This window comes from Nocardiopsis oceanisediminis (genome assembly GCF_048595525.1).
Lineage (GTDB): Bacteria > Actinomycetota > Actinomycetes > Streptosporangiales > Streptosporangiaceae > Nocardiopsis_A > Nocardiopsis_A oceanisediminis.
The window spans coordinates 4975828-4992014 of the sequence record NZ_JAFMZJ010000001.1 but is presented as its reverse complement, the minus strand read 5'-3'; the positions used below and the strand labels follow the sequence as shown (position 1 = coordinate 4992014).

The 16187-nt window shown below is 76.8% G+C and carries 17 protein-coding genes, 2 tRNA genes and 1 riboswitch; of the genes, 13 read left to right on the top strand and 6 right to left on the bottom strand.

Annotation, left to right across the window (positions count from 1 at the left end; genetic code table 11):
* The first annotated feature begins 238 nt into the window (after positions 1-238).
* Together J0910_RS21840 and J0910_RS21835 are read left to right on the top strand one after the other, a co-directional pair.
* Entirely contained in the window at positions 239-1165 is a 927-nt protein-coding gene (locus J0910_RS21840; RefSeq protein ID WP_420160410.1) for a 5-oxoprolinase subunit C family protein, read from the top strand.
* A 40-nt stretch (positions 1166-1205) separates the two neighbouring features.
* The gene (locus J0910_RS21835) at positions 1206-1991 is read left to right on the top strand and encodes a putative hydro-lyase (protein ID WP_420160409.1); all 786 of its coding nucleotides are present in this window, start codon (positions 1206-1208) and stop codon (positions 1989-1991) included.
* Positions 1992-3488: 1497 nt separating this feature from the next.
* Here J0910_RS21835 and J0910_RS21830 read toward each other — a convergent pair.
* Positions 3489-5216, bottom strand: coding sequence for a DUF7800 domain-containing protein (locus J0910_RS21830; protein ID WP_420160408.1), 1728 nt, complete (start codon positions 5214-5216; stop codon positions 3489-3491).
* Between the two features lie 161 nt (positions 5217-5377).
* Here J0910_RS21830 and J0910_RS21825 point away from each other — a divergent pair, with 161 nt between their 5' ends.
* The 7 genes from J0910_RS21825 (at position 5378) to J0910_RS21795 (ending at position 8567) form a co-directional block, all read left to right on the top strand.
* Complete coding sequence (locus J0910_RS21825; protein WP_420160407.1) at positions 5378-5806, top strand: YjbQ family protein; 429 nt, start codon at positions 5378-5380, stop codon at positions 5804-5806.
* Positions 5807-5942: 136 nt separating this feature from the next.
* Positions 5943-6374 (top strand): DUF3052 domain-containing protein, encoded by a 432-nt coding sequence (locus J0910_RS21820; protein ID WP_026120396.1) that lies wholly within the window; start codon positions 5943-5945, stop codon positions 6372-6374.
* Positions 6375-6517: 143 nt separating this feature from the next.
* Positions 6518-6979, top strand: coding sequence for a peroxiredoxin (locus J0910_RS21815; RefSeq protein WP_420160406.1), 462 nt, complete (start codon positions 6518-6520; stop codon positions 6977-6979).
* Between the two features lie 16 nt (positions 6980-6995).
* Positions 6996-7337: a hypothetical protein gene (locus J0910_RS21810; RefSeq protein ID WP_420160405.1), complete on the top strand. Its 342-nt coding sequence runs from the start codon at positions 6996-6998 to the stop codon at positions 7335-7337.
* A 34-nt stretch (positions 7338-7371) separates the two neighbouring features.
* Positions 7372-7445, top strand: a tRNA-Val gene (locus J0910_RS21805).
* 378 nt (positions 7446-7823) lie between these two features.
* Positions 7824-7890, top strand: a riboswitch (guanidine-III (ykkC-III) riboswitch).
* A 16-nt stretch (positions 7891-7906) separates the two neighbouring features.
* On the top strand, positions 7907-8221 hold the full coding sequence (locus J0910_RS21800) for a DMT family transporter (RefSeq protein WP_420160404.1): 315 nt from the start codon (positions 7907-7909) through the stop codon (positions 8219-8221).
* A 1-nt stretch (position 8222) separates the two neighbouring features.
* A complete protein-coding gene (locus J0910_RS21795; RefSeq protein WP_420160403.1) occupies positions 8223-8567 on the top strand; it encodes a DMT family transporter in 345 nt (114 codons plus the stop codon).
* Positions 8568-8735: 168 nt separating this feature from the next.
* Here J0910_RS21795 and J0910_RS21790 read toward each other — a convergent pair whose 3' ends face one another.
* From J0910_RS21790 to J0910_RS21780, 3 genes are all read right to left on the bottom strand, one after another.
* The gene (locus J0910_RS21790) at positions 8736-9782 is read right to left on the bottom strand and encodes a HEAT repeat domain-containing protein (protein WP_420160402.1); all 1047 of its coding nucleotides are present in this window, start codon (positions 9780-9782) and stop codon (positions 8736-8738) included.
* A 4-nt stretch (positions 9783-9786) separates the two neighbouring features.
* Entirely contained in the window at positions 9787-10458 is a 672-nt protein-coding gene (locus J0910_RS21785) for a HEAT repeat domain-containing protein (protein ID WP_420160401.1), read from the bottom strand.
* A 97-nt stretch (positions 10459-10555) separates the two neighbouring features.
* The gene (locus J0910_RS21780; protein WP_420160400.1) at positions 10556-11797 is read right to left on the bottom strand and encodes an FAD-dependent monooxygenase; all 1242 of its coding nucleotides are present in this window, start codon (positions 11795-11797) and stop codon (positions 10556-10558) included.
* A 121-nt stretch (positions 11798-11918) separates the two neighbouring features.
* Between J0910_RS21780 and J0910_RS21775 the strand changes: the two genes are divergently transcribed.
* Positions 11919-12518, top strand: coding sequence for a TetR/AcrR family transcriptional regulator (locus J0910_RS21775; protein WP_420160399.1), 600 nt, complete (start codon positions 11919-11921; stop codon positions 12516-12518).
* An 87-nt stretch (positions 12519-12605) separates the two neighbouring features.
* Positions 12606-12677 (top strand) — tRNA-Val (locus tag J0910_RS21770).
* A gap of 140 nt (positions 12678-12817) precedes the next feature.
* Here J0910_RS21770 and J0910_RS21765 read toward each other — a convergent pair.
* The gene (locus J0910_RS21765) at positions 12818-13372 is read right to left on the bottom strand and encodes a CGNR zinc finger domain-containing protein (RefSeq protein WP_420160398.1); all 555 of its coding nucleotides are present in this window, start codon (positions 13370-13372) and stop codon (positions 12818-12820) included.
* 79 nt (positions 13373-13451) lie between these two features.
* On the opposite strand from J0910_RS21765, the gene J0910_RS21760 reads away from it, so the two are divergent.
* Complete coding sequence (locus J0910_RS21760) at positions 13452-14462, top strand: hypothetical protein (protein WP_420160397.1); 1011 nt, start codon at positions 13452-13454, stop codon at positions 14460-14462.
* Positions 14402-14905: a hypothetical protein gene (locus tag J0910_RS21755; protein ID WP_420160396.1), complete on the top strand. Its 504-nt coding sequence runs from the start codon at positions 14402-14404 to the stop codon at positions 14903-14905. Before J0910_RS21760 ends, J0910_RS21755 begins: the two co-directional genes overlap by 61 nt.
* Before the next feature lie 201 nt (positions 14906-15106).
* Here J0910_RS21755 and J0910_RS21750 read toward each other — a convergent pair whose 3' ends face one another.
* Positions 15107-15886, bottom strand: coding sequence for a DUF3592 domain-containing protein (locus tag J0910_RS21750; RefSeq protein ID WP_420160395.1), 780 nt, complete (start codon positions 15884-15886; stop codon positions 15107-15109).
* Positions 15887-16187: the final 301 nt, after the last annotated feature.

The window sequence follows — 16187 nt, the reverse complement described above, 5'->3', positions numbered from 1 at the left end:
CCTGCACGGGTGAGCGGATGCGGGCCGGCGGCCGGATCGGCGCAGGAAGAGGGGAGGCCGTACGGCGGACCCCTCCGCCGGCCGCGCCGCCCGTCCGCGGCCGGTCGGCGGGGACCGCGGTCCGGCCCGGCGAGCGGCCCCGGGGCGGCCCTAGGCCGGCGGGGAAGGGACAGGGAGAGTACGGGGGCGGCCCGCGCCGGGAACGGATCGGGCGCGGGCGGTTCAAGGAAGGTGGAAGATGACGGCGACGATGGCGGCGCCGCTCCCCGGGGCGGGGGCGGCACCGGCGGAGGGACGCGGCGGAGCGGCACTGGAGGTGCTCGCTCCGGGGCCCTTCGCCACCGTCCAGGACGGCGGCCGGCCCGGCCGGGCCGCACTGGGCGTGGGCGCCTCCGGCGCGGCCGACCGGGCCTCCTACGGCCTGGCCAACCGGCTGCTCGCCAACCCGGAGGGCGCCCCGGCCGTCGAGGCGACCCTGGGCGGCCTGGAGCTGCGCGCCCGGGGCGACCTGTGGGTCGCGGTCACCGGCGCCGAGTGCGCCGTCACCGCGGGCGGCCGCGGCGGCGCGATGAACACCGTGCTGCGGCTGCGCGACGGCGAGCGGCTGCGGCTCGGTACCCCCGACCGCGGCCTGCGCAGCTACGTCGCGGTGCGCGGCGGCGTCGCGGTCCGCCCGGTGCTCGGCTCGTGCAGCACCGACGTGCTGGCCGGCCTCGGCCCGGACCCGCTCGCCCCCGGCGACCTGCTCCCGGTCGGCCCGCCGCCCGCGGCGGCCCCGGTGCTGGACGCCGCGCCGGCCGCCCCGGTCGGCGCTGGCTCCCCGGAGCTGAGGGTGGTGCTCGGCCCCCGGGACGCCTGGTTCGCCCCGGAGGCGGTCCGCGCCCTGCTCGGCGCCGACTTCGAGGTGACCGTCCGCAGCGACCGGGTCGGCATGCGCCTGGCCGGGCCGCCGCTGCCGCGCGCCGTCGACGGCGAGCTGCCCAGCGAGGGCATGGTGCCCGGAGCGCTCCAGGTGCCCCCGGACGGCGAGCCGGTGCTGTTCCTCGCCGACCACCCGGTGACCGGCGGATACCCGGTGATCGCGGTGGTGCTCTCCGCCGACCTGCCGGCGGCCGCCCAGGCCCGGCCAGGCACCCGGCTGCGCTTCCGGGCGGTGCGGCCGTGAGCGGAGGACCGACGACCCCGACCGGAAAGGCGGCGACGCCGTGACCACCGACCCCGCGGCACTCACCCCCGCCGAGGCCCGCGCGCTGTTCCGCGGTGGACTGGTGGCGCCCACCGCCGGCTATAGCGCCGGATACGCCCAGGCCAACCTGATCGCGCTCCCGCGCGGCCTGGCCTTCGACTTCCTGCTGTTCGCGCAGCGCAACCCCAAGGCCTGCCCGGTGCTGGACGTGGCCGATGCGGGCGAGGTCTCGGCGTCGGTCTTCGACGGGGACCTCCGCACCGACCTGCCCGCCTACCGGGTGTACGAGCACGGCCGCCAGGTCGCGGAGACGGCCGACGTGCGCGACGTGTGGCGGGACGACCTGGTCTCCTTCCTGATCGGGTGCAGCTTCACCTTCGAGGCGCCGCTGCTGGCCGCCGGGGTGCCGCTCCGCCACCACGAGGCCGGGAGCAACGTCGCGATGTTCACCACGAACCGGCGGTGCCGCCCGGCGGGCCGGCTCTCCGGGCCGCTGGTGGTCTCCATGCGCCCGGTCCCCGCCGCGCAGGTGGCCGACGCGGTCCGGGTGACCTCCCGCTACCCGGCGGTGCACGGCGCGCCGGTGCACGTCGGCGACCCCGCCGCGCTGGGCATCGCCGACCTGGGCCGGCCCGACTTCGGCGACCCGGTCGAGGTCCGCCCCGGAGAGATCCCGGTCTTCTGGGCCTGCGGCGTCACCCCGCAGGCCGCGGTGGCGGCCTCCGCCCCCGAGTTCGCCATCGGCCACGCCCCCGGCCACATGGCGATCACCGACGCCCGGGACTCCGACTACCAGGTCCCCTGACCCTCTCGGAGGCCCGCCGCCGGCCCCGGGCCGCTGATCTCGGCCCTGCGGGGCCTGGGCGCTGAGGGACCCGGGGAGGGGCGGGGGAGGGGGATCGACCGGGCGCGGCGCCCCACGGGGTGAAGATTCAAGCTGGCGGCGACGGCGAGGGGAGGGCCGGGGCGCAGGCCTCACAGGGCGGGGGCGTAAGCGGGCGGCGAGGGCGGGAGGGGGACCGGCCGGTCGGTCAGGTGCGGCGCCTCGCGGAGCGAAGGTTCAAGCGGGCGGCGACGGCAGAGGCAGGAACAGGGCCGAGCGCCCCACCCGAGTACAGCGTCTCGCGGAGCGAAGGTTCAGACCGGCGGCGGCGAGGGGAGGGCCGGGGCGCAGGTCTCACCCGGGCGCGGCGCCCCACGGGTGAAGGTTCAAGCGGGCGGCGGCAGCGGTGGGGGCCGGGCGCTCCAGCCGGGTGCGGCGCCTCGCGGGGCCGGGGTTCAGGCGGTCGGCGAGGGCGGGAGTGGGCGGGCGCTGCGTTCACCGGTTCGGCCCGGCGCCTGTTCCCTGCGGGGAGAGGTGGCGCCCCGGCGGCGCGGGGGTCTGCTCGCGCCCACCAGGGGGCATATCCCATATGCCCGGTTTGCAGTGGGGATCGGGGCAGGGCCGGCGCACCCTGCGCACCTCCGCAGCACCCCGATTACATCTACTAGCGCGTAGTAAGCCCAGAGGCCTCCACCGCCCCCTCTTTGGTTACCCAGAGTGGCCGAGGTGGGCCCTTTTGGCAGGACAAATGCGACATCTTGCCCCCGTTTCTGTCCTTCCTCGGGTTTCGGTCCCTGCTTCCCGGTCGGGCTCGAACCCCGATCACCGGCCCGACCGGGGCGATTCGGGCCCCTGGAGGGCCGAATAGCCCCGGGGTGCGCGCCCAGGAATCACCGGGGTGCTCTCGCGGTGCGCAGGGCGCCCCTCCTTGCCATCACTCTGCGTATTCGCCCAGTTCAGGGGGGAGTGGTTTCAAGGGCGGTCGGCCCCGGCGCCGAGGCGGCGCGGGCGCGGCGATCTCGCCGCTGCTGCCCGCCCCTGCCGCCCCGACCCGCTCCGCCGCGCCTGACCGACCGGCCGACACGCCCTCTCGCCCTCGCCGCCTGTTTGAGCCTTCGCCCCGTGAGACGCCGCGCCCGGGTGAGGTGCCCGACCCTGCCCCTACCGCTGCCGTCGCCGCTGGCCTGAGCCCCCGCCCCGCGAGGCGCCGCACCGGACCGACCGGCCGGTGCCCCTCCCGCCTTCGCTGCCTGTTTGAGCCTTCGCTCCGTGGGGCGCCGCGCCCGACCGACCGGCCGGTGCCCCTCCCGCCTTCGCTGCCCGCTGGAACCTTCACCCCGTGGGGCGCCGTGCTCGGGCGACTCCTGCACCCCGCCCCTTCCTTGGCCGTCGCTGCGGCCCCGGAGGCCGCTGCCCCTTCTCTCCTTTCGGGCTCCTTCTGCAGAGGAGACCAGGAGACCCCGCAGGGACAGCGTGGGGTCAGTGCGGGGAGAGGACGTGCGTCGGGCCGTCCTCCAGCAGCGGGGAGCCGGAGCCGCACCCCTGGGCGGCGAACGACCAGCGGACCTCCGCTCGCTCGCCGTCGAGCAGCAGCGTCGCCACGGCGTTGCCGAACCACGGACCCTCGTCCAGCCCCCAGGTCAGCGGGGAGCGGGCCACACCGGCCAGCCGGGCCATGACCGTGCCCGCCGCGGCCGGGGTGCGCCGGGCGGACAGCCAGGCCGCCCGGCGGAACGTGCCGGGCAGCCGGTTGCACAGCGGCGACGAGGTGAGCTGCGCGATCACCGTCCGCCCGGCCGCCGCGGCGGCGCCCGCGGCCCGCCTCGGCCGGGCCCGCGCCAGGTAGGAGAAGTGCACGTCCCCGGAGAGCAGCAGCGCGGTGGACGGCGGCGCGCCGCGCTCGCCCGCGGCGACCTGCACCAGCGCGCCGGCGACCGCGTTGAAGGAGCGGCGGAACGCCGCCCAGTGCTCCAGGTCGAGCGCGCGGCGCAGCCGCTCGCCGAAACCGCGCAGCCGGCCGCCCCAGGCGCCCGCGCACAGCGCCTCGCTCCACCCCTCCAGGTGGTGCACGGCCCGGGGGAGCAGGAACGGCAGAGTGGTGGCGACGACCAGGTGGCGGGTGCCGCCGCGGAGCCGCTCGTCCAGCCACGCCTCCCCGGGGCCGCCGAGGATCGAGCGCTCCGCGTCGTCGGCGACGTCGCGCGAGGCCCGCGCGTCGACCATCAGCACCCTGCCGTCGCCCACGGTGTGCTCGTGGCTCCACAGCATGCTCTGCGGCTCGGTGTGCGCGCGCAGCGCGGCGGCGTCCACCTCCGCGCCCGCGTCGCGCCCGGCGGCCGCCGCCCGCCGCACCCCGGTGAAGAGCGGGTCCTCGGCGCGCTGCGCCGCGGTGAGGTTGCCCAGGTGCTGGTAGACCCAGTAGGAGCCGAGGCCGGAGACGATCCGCCGCCGCCACCAGGGGGAGGCGTCCATCTCCCCCCGCCAGGCACCCGAGGTGTTCCAGTCGTCGCGGACGTCGTGGTCGTCGAAGAGCATCAGCGACGGCACGGTGGAGAGCAGCCAGCGCACGTCGGGATCGGTCCAGGTCTGCCGGTACAGCTCGGCGTACTCGTCGTAGAAGACCACCTCGCCGTCGGGCGGGGCGGCCGCGGCGCGCTCCCCGGAGGCCCGGCCGCGGGCCTCGGCCAGGTGCGCCGCCATCCGCGGCTGCAGCTCGTCGGCGTAGACCTGGTCGCCGATGAGCAGCAGCGCGGTCGGCTCGTCCTCGCCCGCGTGGCCGCCGGCGGCGGCGCGCCGCCCGGACAGCCGCAGGGCGTAGGCGCGCAGCGCGTCGGGGCCGTAGCGGGCGACGGCGCCGGGGGAGTGGTCGGTGGGCGTGCGGCAGGAGCCGAAGGCCAGCCGGACCGGCCCGCCCGGCCCGGGCAGGGTGCGCAGCAGGCTCGGCGGGTGCGGGGAGGAGGCCGGCGGCCAGGCGTGCTCCCCGTCCACCTCCACGGTGTAGGGCTCGGCGGAGTCCGGGGCGAGCCCGCCGACCTCGCACAGCGCGTAGTGGTGGCCGTGCACGGTGAACGTCTCGGCGCTCGCCGCGGCGGCGCCCGCGCGGACCTGCACCGTGCCGGGGGCGTCGGTCTCCACCCACACCGTCGCGGTGGTCTCGGTCGTCTTCCGCAGGATCGGGCCGAGCCGGAGACCGGTTGCCACGCGCACCCCTTTGACTGATCGGCTGACTGGTCGGCGCTGCAGGCCGCCCGGGGGCGGCGGGGCCGGGGCCCCAAGGGCGAGTATGGCGCCCCGGCGAGGCGGGCGTCATCCGGACGTCCCCCGGAAAAGAGGTTCGGTGCCGCCCCGGTGTGGGTAACCGTTGCCGCATGCGGACAAAAGAACTGGACCTCCGCACGGGGGACCGCGAGGGCGTCTTCGACATCACCGGGGAGTGCCGCGCGTTCACCGCGGAGGCGGGCGGGGACGGGCTGCTGAACGTCTTCGTGCCGCACGCGACGGCGGGCGTCGCCGTCATGGAGCTGGGCGCCGGCTCCGACGAGGACCTGCTGGCCGCGCTCGCGGACCTGCTCCCGGCCGACGACCGGTGGCGGCACCGGCACGGATCGCCCGGCCACGGCCGCTCGCACGTCATGCCCGCGATGATCGCACCCTATGCCACGCTGCCCGTGCTGGACGGCCGCCCGGCTCTGGGAACCTGGCAGTCGGTCGCGGTGGTCGACCTCAACGTGGACAATCCCCGGCGCACGGTGCGGCTGTCCTTCTTGACGGACGGTGCGGACGGAGCAGGATGGTAGGTGGCGAGTCCGCCGGTGGGGCGCGCGTTGACGGATCGGTGCCGCAGCGTGTGAACTTAGGCGGCAGCAAGCGGGAACGAGCCGGTGACGGTACAGGACCGGTGGACACAGTGGATTTTCGTGGAGGAGGACTTTCGTGAGCGCGACCGCGGGCCAGGCGCAAAGTGAACGAGGCCTGGCCGATCGACTCGGTTTCAAGCCGGGTCAGGTGGTGCAGGAGTTCGGCTACGACGACGACGTGGACGAGCGGCTGCGCGAGTCGATCGCCGAGCTGACCGGCGAGGAGCTGGTCGACGAGGACGACGACGGCATCTTCGACGCCGCCCTGCTGTGGTGGCGGAGCGACGAGGAGGGCGACCTCACCGACGCCCTGGTCGATGTGCTCGGGGCGGTGGAGGGCGGCGGAGCCATCCTCGTGCTGACCCCCAAGGCGGGCCGGGAGGGCCACGTGCCGCCGACCGACGTGTCGGATGCCGCTTCGACCGCGGGCCTGTCGCAGACCAGCGCGGTCAGCGTCGGCTCGGACTGGGCCGGCTTCAGGCTCGTGGCCCCGAAGGCCGGCCGCTGAGCGGCGACGCACGGGGTCGCGCCCGGAGGGCCTCCGGCACCCGGCTGCCCTAGGCTTGGCCGTGCAGGGTGCCGCCCGCCCGAGCGCGGGCGGCACCCTCGCGGTGCGCATCGCCGATACAGAGAGGTACAGGTACCGCCCCCATGTCGATCGAGATCGGGCAGCCCGCCCCGGACTTCGAGCTCTCCGACCAGCACGGCCAGACCGTGCGGCTGTCCGACTTCAAGGGCCGCAAGAACGTGGTCGTGGTCTTCTACCCGCTGGCGTTCTCCGGGGTGTGCGAGGGCGAGCTCTGCTCCATCCGGGACAACATCTCCGACTTCCGGAGCGGCGACGCCGAGCTGCTGAGCATCTCCGTCGACTCGATGTTCGCCCACCGGGCCTGGGCCGACAAGGAGAACCTGGACTACCCGCTGCTCTCCGACTTCTGGCCGCACGGCGCCGTTGCCAAGGCGTATGGTGTGTTCGACGAGGACAAGGGCGTCGCCGTGCGCGGCACGTTCCTGGTCGACAAGGAGGGCGTGGTCCGCTGGAAGGTCGTCAACCCCATCTCGGAGGCGCGCGACCTGGACGACTACCGCAAGGCCCTCGCCGAACTCAGCTGATCACCGGAGGACCGTGATGCCCTGCTCGCTCTGCGGGGCGCGGCACACCGACCCGGCCCGTGGCGCGCGCCCCTGGAAGCGCGGCGTGCGCCACGAGCGCCAGGTCCTGATCTGCCCGGAATGCCAGCTCGTCCGGGACTGGAAGGCGGACCTGGACCGCTGCCCCCGCTGCCGCTCCACCTTCCTCCTCTCCCGCCTGGGCGAGGTCGAGTGCCACAGCTGCGGCCACATCCGCCCGCAGACCTCCCCCTGCCCGGCCCCGGACCCGGACCCGGCCCTCACCAACGCGGTCGAACAGGCCCTCTCCCGCGCCCTGCGCGGCCTGTCCTTCCTCCCGGCCGACCGCACCCACCACTGACCCGACCCTGTACCATTTCTTCCGACCCGGTCCAGGGCGCATAGCTCAGTCGGCCAGAGCATCCGGCTTACAACCGGAAGGTCGCAGGTTCGAGCCCTGCTGCGCCCACCCAGCCCAGAACCCGTGAAAAGCCCCGCCACCTGCACGGACAGGCGGCGGGGCTTCTTCATGCGTCGGCGGCTGTCGGTGGCTCCCCCCGGCTCTCAGCGGGGTCCTGTGCCAAATACGTGCCGAAGTCCGCCGCGGACCATCAGCCGCCTCCGAGCGCTTCGGAGGTCTTCCGCACCGCCCTTTCCCCGCCCCGGGCCGCTTCCCCCGCCGGGTTCCGACCCGGCCGCGGGCCGCCCGCCCAAGGCCCGGTAGGTCCGCCCCGCGCGGAGAGGCGAAGGCCGGCGTCCGCGGCCCGACGGGGGCGCCTCGGGGTGCGGGTCGGCGCGCTGTGACGGCTTTCACCGCCCCTTCCTGGGAAGATGGCCTACCATGAGGCCGGGATCCGGGGACCGGATCCGCGGACGAGGGAGCCGTACCCGCACCATGACAAGACGGCCTCGAAAGGGGCTCGTTCTTCCATGGCCTGGTTCGTTCTGGTCGTCTCCGGCGTCCTGGAGGCCGTCTGGGCGCTGGCGCTCTCCGCCTCCCAGGGGTTCTCCCGACGGCGCCCCACCGTTCTCTTCCTCGTCGCCCTGGCCCTGAGCATGGCGGGTCTGGCCTGGGCCATGACCTCTCTGCCGACCGGTACCGCCTACGCGGTCTGGGTGGGCATCGGCGCCACCCTGACGGTGCTGTGGGGCTTCCTCACCGGGCAGGACCGCGCCACCTGGAGCAAGTCCCTGCTGCTGGTCCTGCTCGTCGGTTCGATCGTCGGCCTCAAGGCGGTGAGCTGACATGCCGTGGATCGCCCTTCTCGTCAGCGCGGTGTTCGAGGCCGTGTGGGCCACCGCCCTGGGCATGTCCGAGGGGTTCAGCCGGCCGGTCCCGACCGCCGTCTTCCTCCTCGCCCTGGCGGTGAGCATGGTCGGCCTGGGATGGGCCGCCAAGTACATCCCCATCGGCACCGCCTACGCGGTCTGGGTCGGCCTCGGTGCCGCGCTGACGGTGCTCTACGCGATGGCCACCGGCGGCGAGAGCGTCTCGGCGGCCAAGGTCGCCTTCCTCACCGGGATCATCGCCGCGGTCGTCGGGCTGAAGCTGGTGCCGGGCGGGTCCGAACCGGCCTCCGAGGAGGCCTGACGGCCGTCCGGGGCGGGGTCCTCCGGGGCCCGGCCTGAGAGCGGCCGGGCCCCGGAGCCGCCCGGGGAGGGGCGGTGCCGGGCGCCTGCCCGGCCGCCATGAAGGCGCGGCCCTCCGGGCCGCCGGACGCATGCCCGAGCGGCCCACCTGATCGGATCCTCCCGGCGGTCACTCGGGGGCGCGGAGGCCTTCACCTCCCTCGTCGCCGGGCGGCTCGTCGTCGGGGCTCCGTGCCCCGAGCACGAACGACGCGGTCAGGGCGACGCCGCGGTCCGGGTCCTCCGCGAGCGCGGCCAGGGTCGCGCGGGCGTGCGGGCCGGGGACCTCCGCGAGCGCGGCCGCGAGGCGGCGGCGGGCCGTACCCTCCGCGCCGACCAGCCCGGCGGCGACCGTGTGCGCGATCTCGTCCGCGCAGCCGTGCAGCCGGGCCAGGAGCCCGAGCACGTCGGCGGCCTCGGCGTCGTCCCGCCCCTCGGCGACCATGGCGACGAGCGCGGGGACGGCGTCGGCCCGGCCGCGCGCACCGCGCGCGAGCACCGCCCGCCGGCGCACCAGCGGGTCGGGGTGGCGGAACGCCCCGGCGAGGGCGGCGGAGGCCCGGGGCGAGCCGATCTTCTCGAGCGCCGCCACCGCGCGGCGCCTCCGGTCGGCGTCCGGGGAGTCCAAGGCCTCCGCCAGGACCGGGAGCGCGCGGTCGCCGGTCCGCGCCAGGGCCCAGTACAGCGCGCCGGCGACGTTGGTGTCGGACTCGTTCAGCGCCGCTTCGGCGAGGGGGACGGCGTCGCGGTCCTCCCCGCCCGGAAGCGACAGGGCGAGCCGCTGGCGCGCCGAGGGGGCGCCGGCGCCGAGCCCGCGCACCAGCCCGATCAGGCGCAGCACGTCGGACCAGGCGTCGGGGCCGCTCGCCCGCACCCGGTCGAGCCGGCGGAGCAGCTCCTCCTCGCGCGCGAGGCGGTCGCGGGTGCGGGCGGTGAGCTGCTCGACCATGGCCGCCGGGCTGAACGAGAGGTCCGCGAGCACGTCGGCGATCTCGCTCAGGCTCAGCCCGAGCGAGCGGAGCCCCTCCACGTGGAACAGGCGGCGGACGTCCTGCTCCGAGTACTCCCGGTACCCGCCCGGCGTGCGCCCGCTCGGTGACACCAGCCCGATCCGGTCGTAGTGCCGCAGCATGCGGGTGCTGATGCCGGACTGCTCGGAGACCTCGCCGATCAGCACCGGCTCACTCCCCGGTGAGCGGCGCGCCGAGGAGCGTGACGATCCGCTCCGCTTCGGCGATCGCGGCGTCGAACCCCTCGTCGGGGTCGAGCATCAGGCGCTCGGTGGCGACGGCGTGCGTGCGCACGCCCTCGCCGGGGGCGGCCTTGGCCCGCTCGACGGCGGGCGCCGCGGCCGGGCCGAGCGCGACGAAGGCCCGGCTCAGGCTCAGCCGCACCTCGCGGTCTCCCCGGTCGAACTGGGTCGACAGCGTTTCGGCGAGGCCGGCCTCGCGGCCCTCCGGGACGAGCCCGGCGGCGGTGCGCCACGCGGTGCGGGCGACCTCGTCGTCCTCGTCCCGCAGCAGGTCCTCCGTGATCGCGGGCCACACCCGCGGGTCCCCGATCTTGGAGAGCGTGTGCAGGGCCTGGCTCCGGGCCTGCGGGTTCTCCGACTCCAGCTCGGCCAGCAGAGGGCCGACGGCGGCCTCCCCGCCGTGCTGGGTGAGCGCCCAGGTCAGCATGTCGCGCACGTAGAAGTCCGGCTCGGTGCCGCACCGCTCCACCAGGACCTCGACGTACTCGGGCGCGGGCCGCATTCCTGCGGCCAGCGCCGCCTGCAGCCGGGCCGACGACTCCGCGGCCTCCAGCGCCCTCTTCAACCGCGGCGCGATCCGGCCGCCGTGTTTCCCGTCCACTTCTGGACCACCTCCACCCGCGATTCAAGACCTTGTCACAGTGGCAGGGTCAAGTCTCCGCGGCAGAGCCGTCCCGGGCGGGGAGGGAAGGCGCCGGTCACCGGGCCGCCCGCTCGGTGGACCTCCGGATGGACCTCTGGACGGAGCGCTGGAAGAGGCCGCTCACCCCCGGAAGCCCGATGGCGCGCATCACCAGGTCGTTCGCCCAGACGTGGGCCCTGGTGGGCGGGGCGAACCGGCCCATCCCCGTGCGGGCCGAGGCCTGGCGCTCGCGGACCTCGGGGCGGAGCCGCGCCTCCCAGGCGGCCAGCGCCGCCGGGACGTCGCCGCCGTGCTCGTCGAGGGCGTCGCCGAGCCGGTCCGCCCCGCTCAGGGCGAGGGCCGCGCCGTGCCCGGCGAACAGGGAGACGCACCAGGCCGCGTCGCCGAGCAGCACCACCCGGCCCCGGCTCCACCCGTCCATCACGATCTGGGAGACGGAGTCGAAGTAGGCCCCCTCCGGGGCGCCGGCGAGCAGGCGCAGCGCGCCGGCCGGGCCCCCGCCGAGGTCTCCGAAGGCGGCGGTGAGGGCGCCGACCGGCCCGCGCTCCAGCTCGGCGTCCGGGTCGGCGCAGCGGTAGGCGAAGAACGCGGAGGACCGGCCCGGCCCCAGGTTGATCACGGAGGCGGTGCGTCCCGGGCCGATGTAAACGGTGCCCGCGCCCTCGGGGACGTCCGCCGGGACCCGGGGGAGCGGGAACGCCGCCACCGCGTGCCGCAGGTCCACCCGGAAGCCCGGCTCCGGGCCGAAGACGGTCCGGCGGACGCCGGAGTGCAGGCCGTCCGCGCCGACGAGGAGGTCGGCCTGCTCGGACGTGCCGTCGTCGAGTGAGACCCGGACCCGGTCGGCGTCCTGCTCGACGGCCCGCACGGTGGTGCCGAAGCGGATCGCGGCGCGGTCCCGCACCGCCCGGTACAGGGCGGACTCCAGGTCGCCGCGGAACACCGTGAGCGCCCGGTCGCCCAGTGCGGCCTGCGCGAGCGCGGCCGGGACGGTGAACTTCGGCCGCCCGTCCGCCCTGACCATGACCGTGGTGAACAGGCCGAGGTCCCGAGGGGCCAGTGCGGGCAGCAGCCCGAGGCGCTCCGCGGCGGCGTGGCCGGGGCCGACCAGGTTGACCATGTAGCCGCCGCTGCGGCGGGCCGGGGCGCGCTCGACCACGAGCACCTCCCACCCCGCGCGGTGCAGCCGGAGCGCGGTGGCCAGGCCGGCGATGCCGGCCCCGGAGACGACCGCCCGTCCGGCCCGCGCCCCTCCGCCCGAATCCCGGGCGCGCCGCCCGCCGCCGATGTCCGCCATCGCTGCCTCCACCATCTCCGAGCCGGGTACGAACGGTTGCCCATGCCAAGTATGAACACATGTTCATTCTGGGGCAAGTCGCCGGGAGCGCACCGCGCACCGGGCGCATAGACTGGTCGGCATGCCAAGGGGCGTCGCCATTCCGGAGGTCCGGCAGCACCTGTTCGCCGCCGCCGAGCGGGTGATCGTCCGAGACGGACCCGCCAGGCTCAGCGGCCGGTCCGTCACCGCCGAGGCCGGGGTCGCGATCGGGCTGCTGCACCGGCACTTCGCCGACTTCGACGCGTTCCTCGCCGACTACGCCGTCGACCGCGCCTTCCTGATCTCCGCCGAGGCCGTCGCGCTGCCGGACCGGGCCGGCTCGGGCACCGTCGCCGGCAACCTCCGCGACGCGCTGCTCGCCACCCCGCCGACCGCCCTGCTGGCACCGGTGCGGCTGCTCGCCTCCCGCCCGGAACTGGCCGAGCGGGTCCGCGCGATCCTCGGCGAGCGGACGGCCGGCCTCGACGCGATCGAGAGCGCCACCGCCGCCTACCTCGCGGAAGAGCGGCGCCTCGGCCGCCTGCCCCCCTCGGCGGACCCCGGCGCACTGGCCCTCGCACTCGTCGGCGTCCTGCACCACCTGGTGCTCACCGCCGAGGACGAGAGCGGCGTCCGCATCCGCATCCGGCACACCGTCACCGCACTGGCCGACGCCTTCACCGCGGACGCCCCGCACTGACGGCCCGCAGAGAGATGCGGCACACCGGAACACGGGCGATGGATTTCCCGACGACTCCGCGGGTGCGCTAAAGTCGGTGTGCAGCAAGGGCGATTGGCGCAGCGGTAGCGCGCTTCGTTCACACCGAAGAGGTCACTGGTTCGAACCCAGTATCGCCCACCTCGAAGAACGCCGGTCCGCAGGGACCGGCGTTCTTGCGTTGGGACGCCGAACGGGAAGCCGCTCACGGTCGGACCGCCCCGTCTTCCGAGCCACTGAAGACGCCGTCCATCATCTCCGCCCCGGCTGACCACCGGGCTTCACCCCCTGCGGCGGCGGTGCGCGGCGACGCGGGTGCGGGTGGCGCAGCGGGGGGAGCAGAACCGGCGCGGGGCGGCGCCGGAGGCGAGGAAGACGCGGGGGCAGCCGGGGGCGGCGCAGCGGCCGCCGGGGAGGCGCTGGCGGTCCGCGATGAGCTGGGCGATGGCCAGGGCGCCCGAGGTGAGCAGCCAGTCGGCCCAGGGGGCGTCGTCCCGGGCGTCGATGTGCAGGTGCCAGTGGGCGGTGCCGTGGTGGTCGGTGAGCCGGGGCGGATGGGCCGCCTCGGCGAGCAGGGCGTTGACCCGGCGGGAGGCCTCGGCGAGATCGTCGGCGAGCAGGGCGGTGCGCAGCCGGCGGGCCGCATCGGCCAGCGCGGGGAGGTCGGCGGGGGCGAGGTCGAGCGGGTCGGTCTCGCCGTGCGCGCGCAGGGTCTCGGCCACCGCCTCCAGCGGCGGTTCCTCCGCTCCGGCGAGCAGGTTGACCAGGTCGGTGGTGCGCTCGGCGACCGCGCGCACGGAGCGGCCGGCGAGCAGGCCGGTGACGCCGTCGGGCATGGCTCCCCCGTTCGGTCAGGTGCGGGCGGATGTAACGCAGTCTAGGCGTACCACCGTTACCGCCGTAGCGTCGCCGGTCATGGAAAGACCTGATGCGGGGAGACCGGGCGCGGAGGGGCGCGGCGGGCGGCGTACCGGCCTGGGCGGCTACCTGGCGGGGGCGGGGGCGGCGCGGATCGGCGAGGAGATGGCCAAGCCCGCGCTGGTGCTGGCCGGGCTGGCGGTCACCGGGTCGGCGGCCGCGGCCTCGGCGCTGCCGGCCGGGCTGGCCGTCGCCGCGGTGGTCGGCGGGCCGCTGGTGGGGGCGGTCCTGGACCGCGGCCGCCGGCCGGGCCGGGTGCTGGCCGGGATGCTCGCCGGGTACGCGGCCGGCATCGGGGCGGTCGCGCTGCTGCTGGGGCGGGCTCCGCTCGCGGCGGCCGCCGCGGTGGCGGTCGGCGCGGGACTGCTCGGCCCGGCGGTGGCCGGCGGGTGGAGCTCCCGGCTGGGGCGGGCGGCCGGAGCGGCCCGCCTCGCCCGGGCGAGCGCCCTGGACGCGATGACCTTCGGGGTCGCGGGCCTGGTCGGCCCCGCCCTGGTCGGCCTGGCCGCAGAGGCGGCCGGGACGGGCGCGGCGGTGGCACTGGCGGTACTGCTGCTGGCCGCGGCGGTGCCGTTCGCCTGGTCCCTGCCGGGCGAAAAGGGGCCGCCGCCCTGCGGTACGGGACAGGGGTGCCGCCCGGCCGGCCACGGGGCCGGGACGGGGGCGACGCGCGCCCGGGCGGGCCTCCGGGAGGCTCCGGTGGCGGGAACGGTGCGCGGCAGGGCGGGGCCGCAGGCCGTTCCGGTGGCGGAGGGGGTACGCGGCAGGGGCGGCCTTCGGCCGGCGCCGGAGGCGGGGTGCGGCGGGGGCCGTTCCCGGGTGGAGGCGGCGCGGAGCACCCGGCGCCGGTCGGGCCGCTCGCGGGGGCGGCCGCCCTCTTCCGTGGTCGGGAGCCCGCTCGGGCGACCGCGGCGACCACGCTCTCCGCCGCCCAGGACGGGATGCTGGTGGTGTGCTGGCCGCTGCTCGGTGCGGCCCTGCTCGGCGGGGCCGAGCGGGGAGCGCTGATGATGGCGCTCGCCGCGGCGGCGTCGCTGGCGGCCAACGCGGTCCTGGCCCGCCGGCCGCCCCCGGTGCGGCCCGGCACCGTGCTCTGGGCGAGCAGCGCGCTGCTGGCCTGCGCGGTGCTCCTGGCCGCGTCGGCGACCGGCGGGTGGCCGCTGGCGGGGGCGGCGCTGCTGATCGGCATCGCCCAGGGGCCGCAGCTGACCGCGCTGTTCCGGGTCCGGCACCAGGCCTCCGACGAGCGGGTGCGGGGGAGCGTCTTCACCACCGGGGCCAGCCTGAAGATCACCGCGTTCGCCGCCGGGGCGGCGCTGGCCGGGCCGCTGGCCGCCCGCTCGCTCACCGGGGCGCTGCTCGCCGCGGCCTGCCTGGAGCTGCTGGCGCTGGCGGTGTTCGCGCTGATCACCCTGGCGGTTCCGGGCGGGGCGGCGGGGGAGGGGGACTGACCGGGCCGTCCGCCGCCCCTTTCCGCTCCCGGGGGCGTCCTCCGCGGCCCGGCCGCAGGAGCCCGGTCGCGCCCGCTCGGGGCCACCGCCTTCGCGGTCGTGGTGGGGAGGGGAGGCCGGGCCCCGGCTCTTTCCCGTGCAGGTCCTCGGGGAGCCCGAGGCCGGGCGGCCCGGGGCCTCCGGGGCGTGCGCGGAGCCGGGTCAGCCCAGCCAGATCGGGCCGAGCAGGAAGGCGAGGCCCAGGGGCGCGGGGACGAGCCCGATGACGAGGAAGACGAACAGGCCGGTGCCGAGGGTGAGGACCGAGACGGGGGAGCGGTCGTCGACCCAGGCGGTCACCGGGCGGCCCGCGCCGAGGGAAGAGGCGTAGGAGGCCGGGCTCCACGCGCGGCGCACGGCACCGGCGTACTCGTACTCCACCTGGGCCTGGGAGGCCGGGCTGTCGTTGAACCGGACGTGCGGGTGGCGCCGGAAGGCGGCGACCCGGCCCCGCACCCGGGTGCCGCGGAGGATCAGGGCGAGCACCCCGGCGAGTTTCCCGGCGGCCAGGAACGGCAGGGCGGAGAAGACCGCGCCCACCATGCGCAGCGGGCTCGCGGCGGGGGAGTCGGGCGCCTGGGCCAAGGCGTGCGCGCCCAGCGCGAGCAGCAGCACGCCGTAGGCGAGGAACCCGGCCCAGAGCGCCTCGGCCGGGCGCGGGGCGGCGGCGTAGCGGCCCGGCGCACGCCGGGACGGGCGCACCGAGAGCTCGTCGCCGGGGAAGAGGCAGGGGCCGGCCTCCTCCAGCACGCCCTCGGCAGGGCGGTGCGGGTCGGTGCCGGCCACCTCGGCGCCCCGCTCCTCGGTCACGCGCACCACGGCGACCGGGATCAGCGAGCGCGCGGTGCGCAGCCGGCGCGCCCCCCACACCGCTCCGATCGCGGTGAGCACCGCTCCAGCGGCCGACAGCAGCCAGCCGGCGTGCAGGTATTCGGGGAACATGGCCGCTCCTCGGGGGTGGGGGTGCGGGGGTCTCTGAGGTGGGATGCGCCGCTGCCGCAGGCGGTTCCGCGCTCCGGCCCGGCCCCGCTCCGCCGGCCGGAGGGAGGCGGGACCAGGGTACGCGGCGGTCGCGGCGGAGCCGGAACCGCGAGCCGTGCGCGCTCCGGGCCGGGGCGGTCCGGACCGGATTTCCGGGGCCGGTCCGCCCGCCGGGTCGGGGGCGGCGGGATCCGGCCCGCCCGGCGCCGCAGGGGATCCCGGTGCGCGGGACGGGGGCCGGCTACTGCGTGTAATGCGCAGT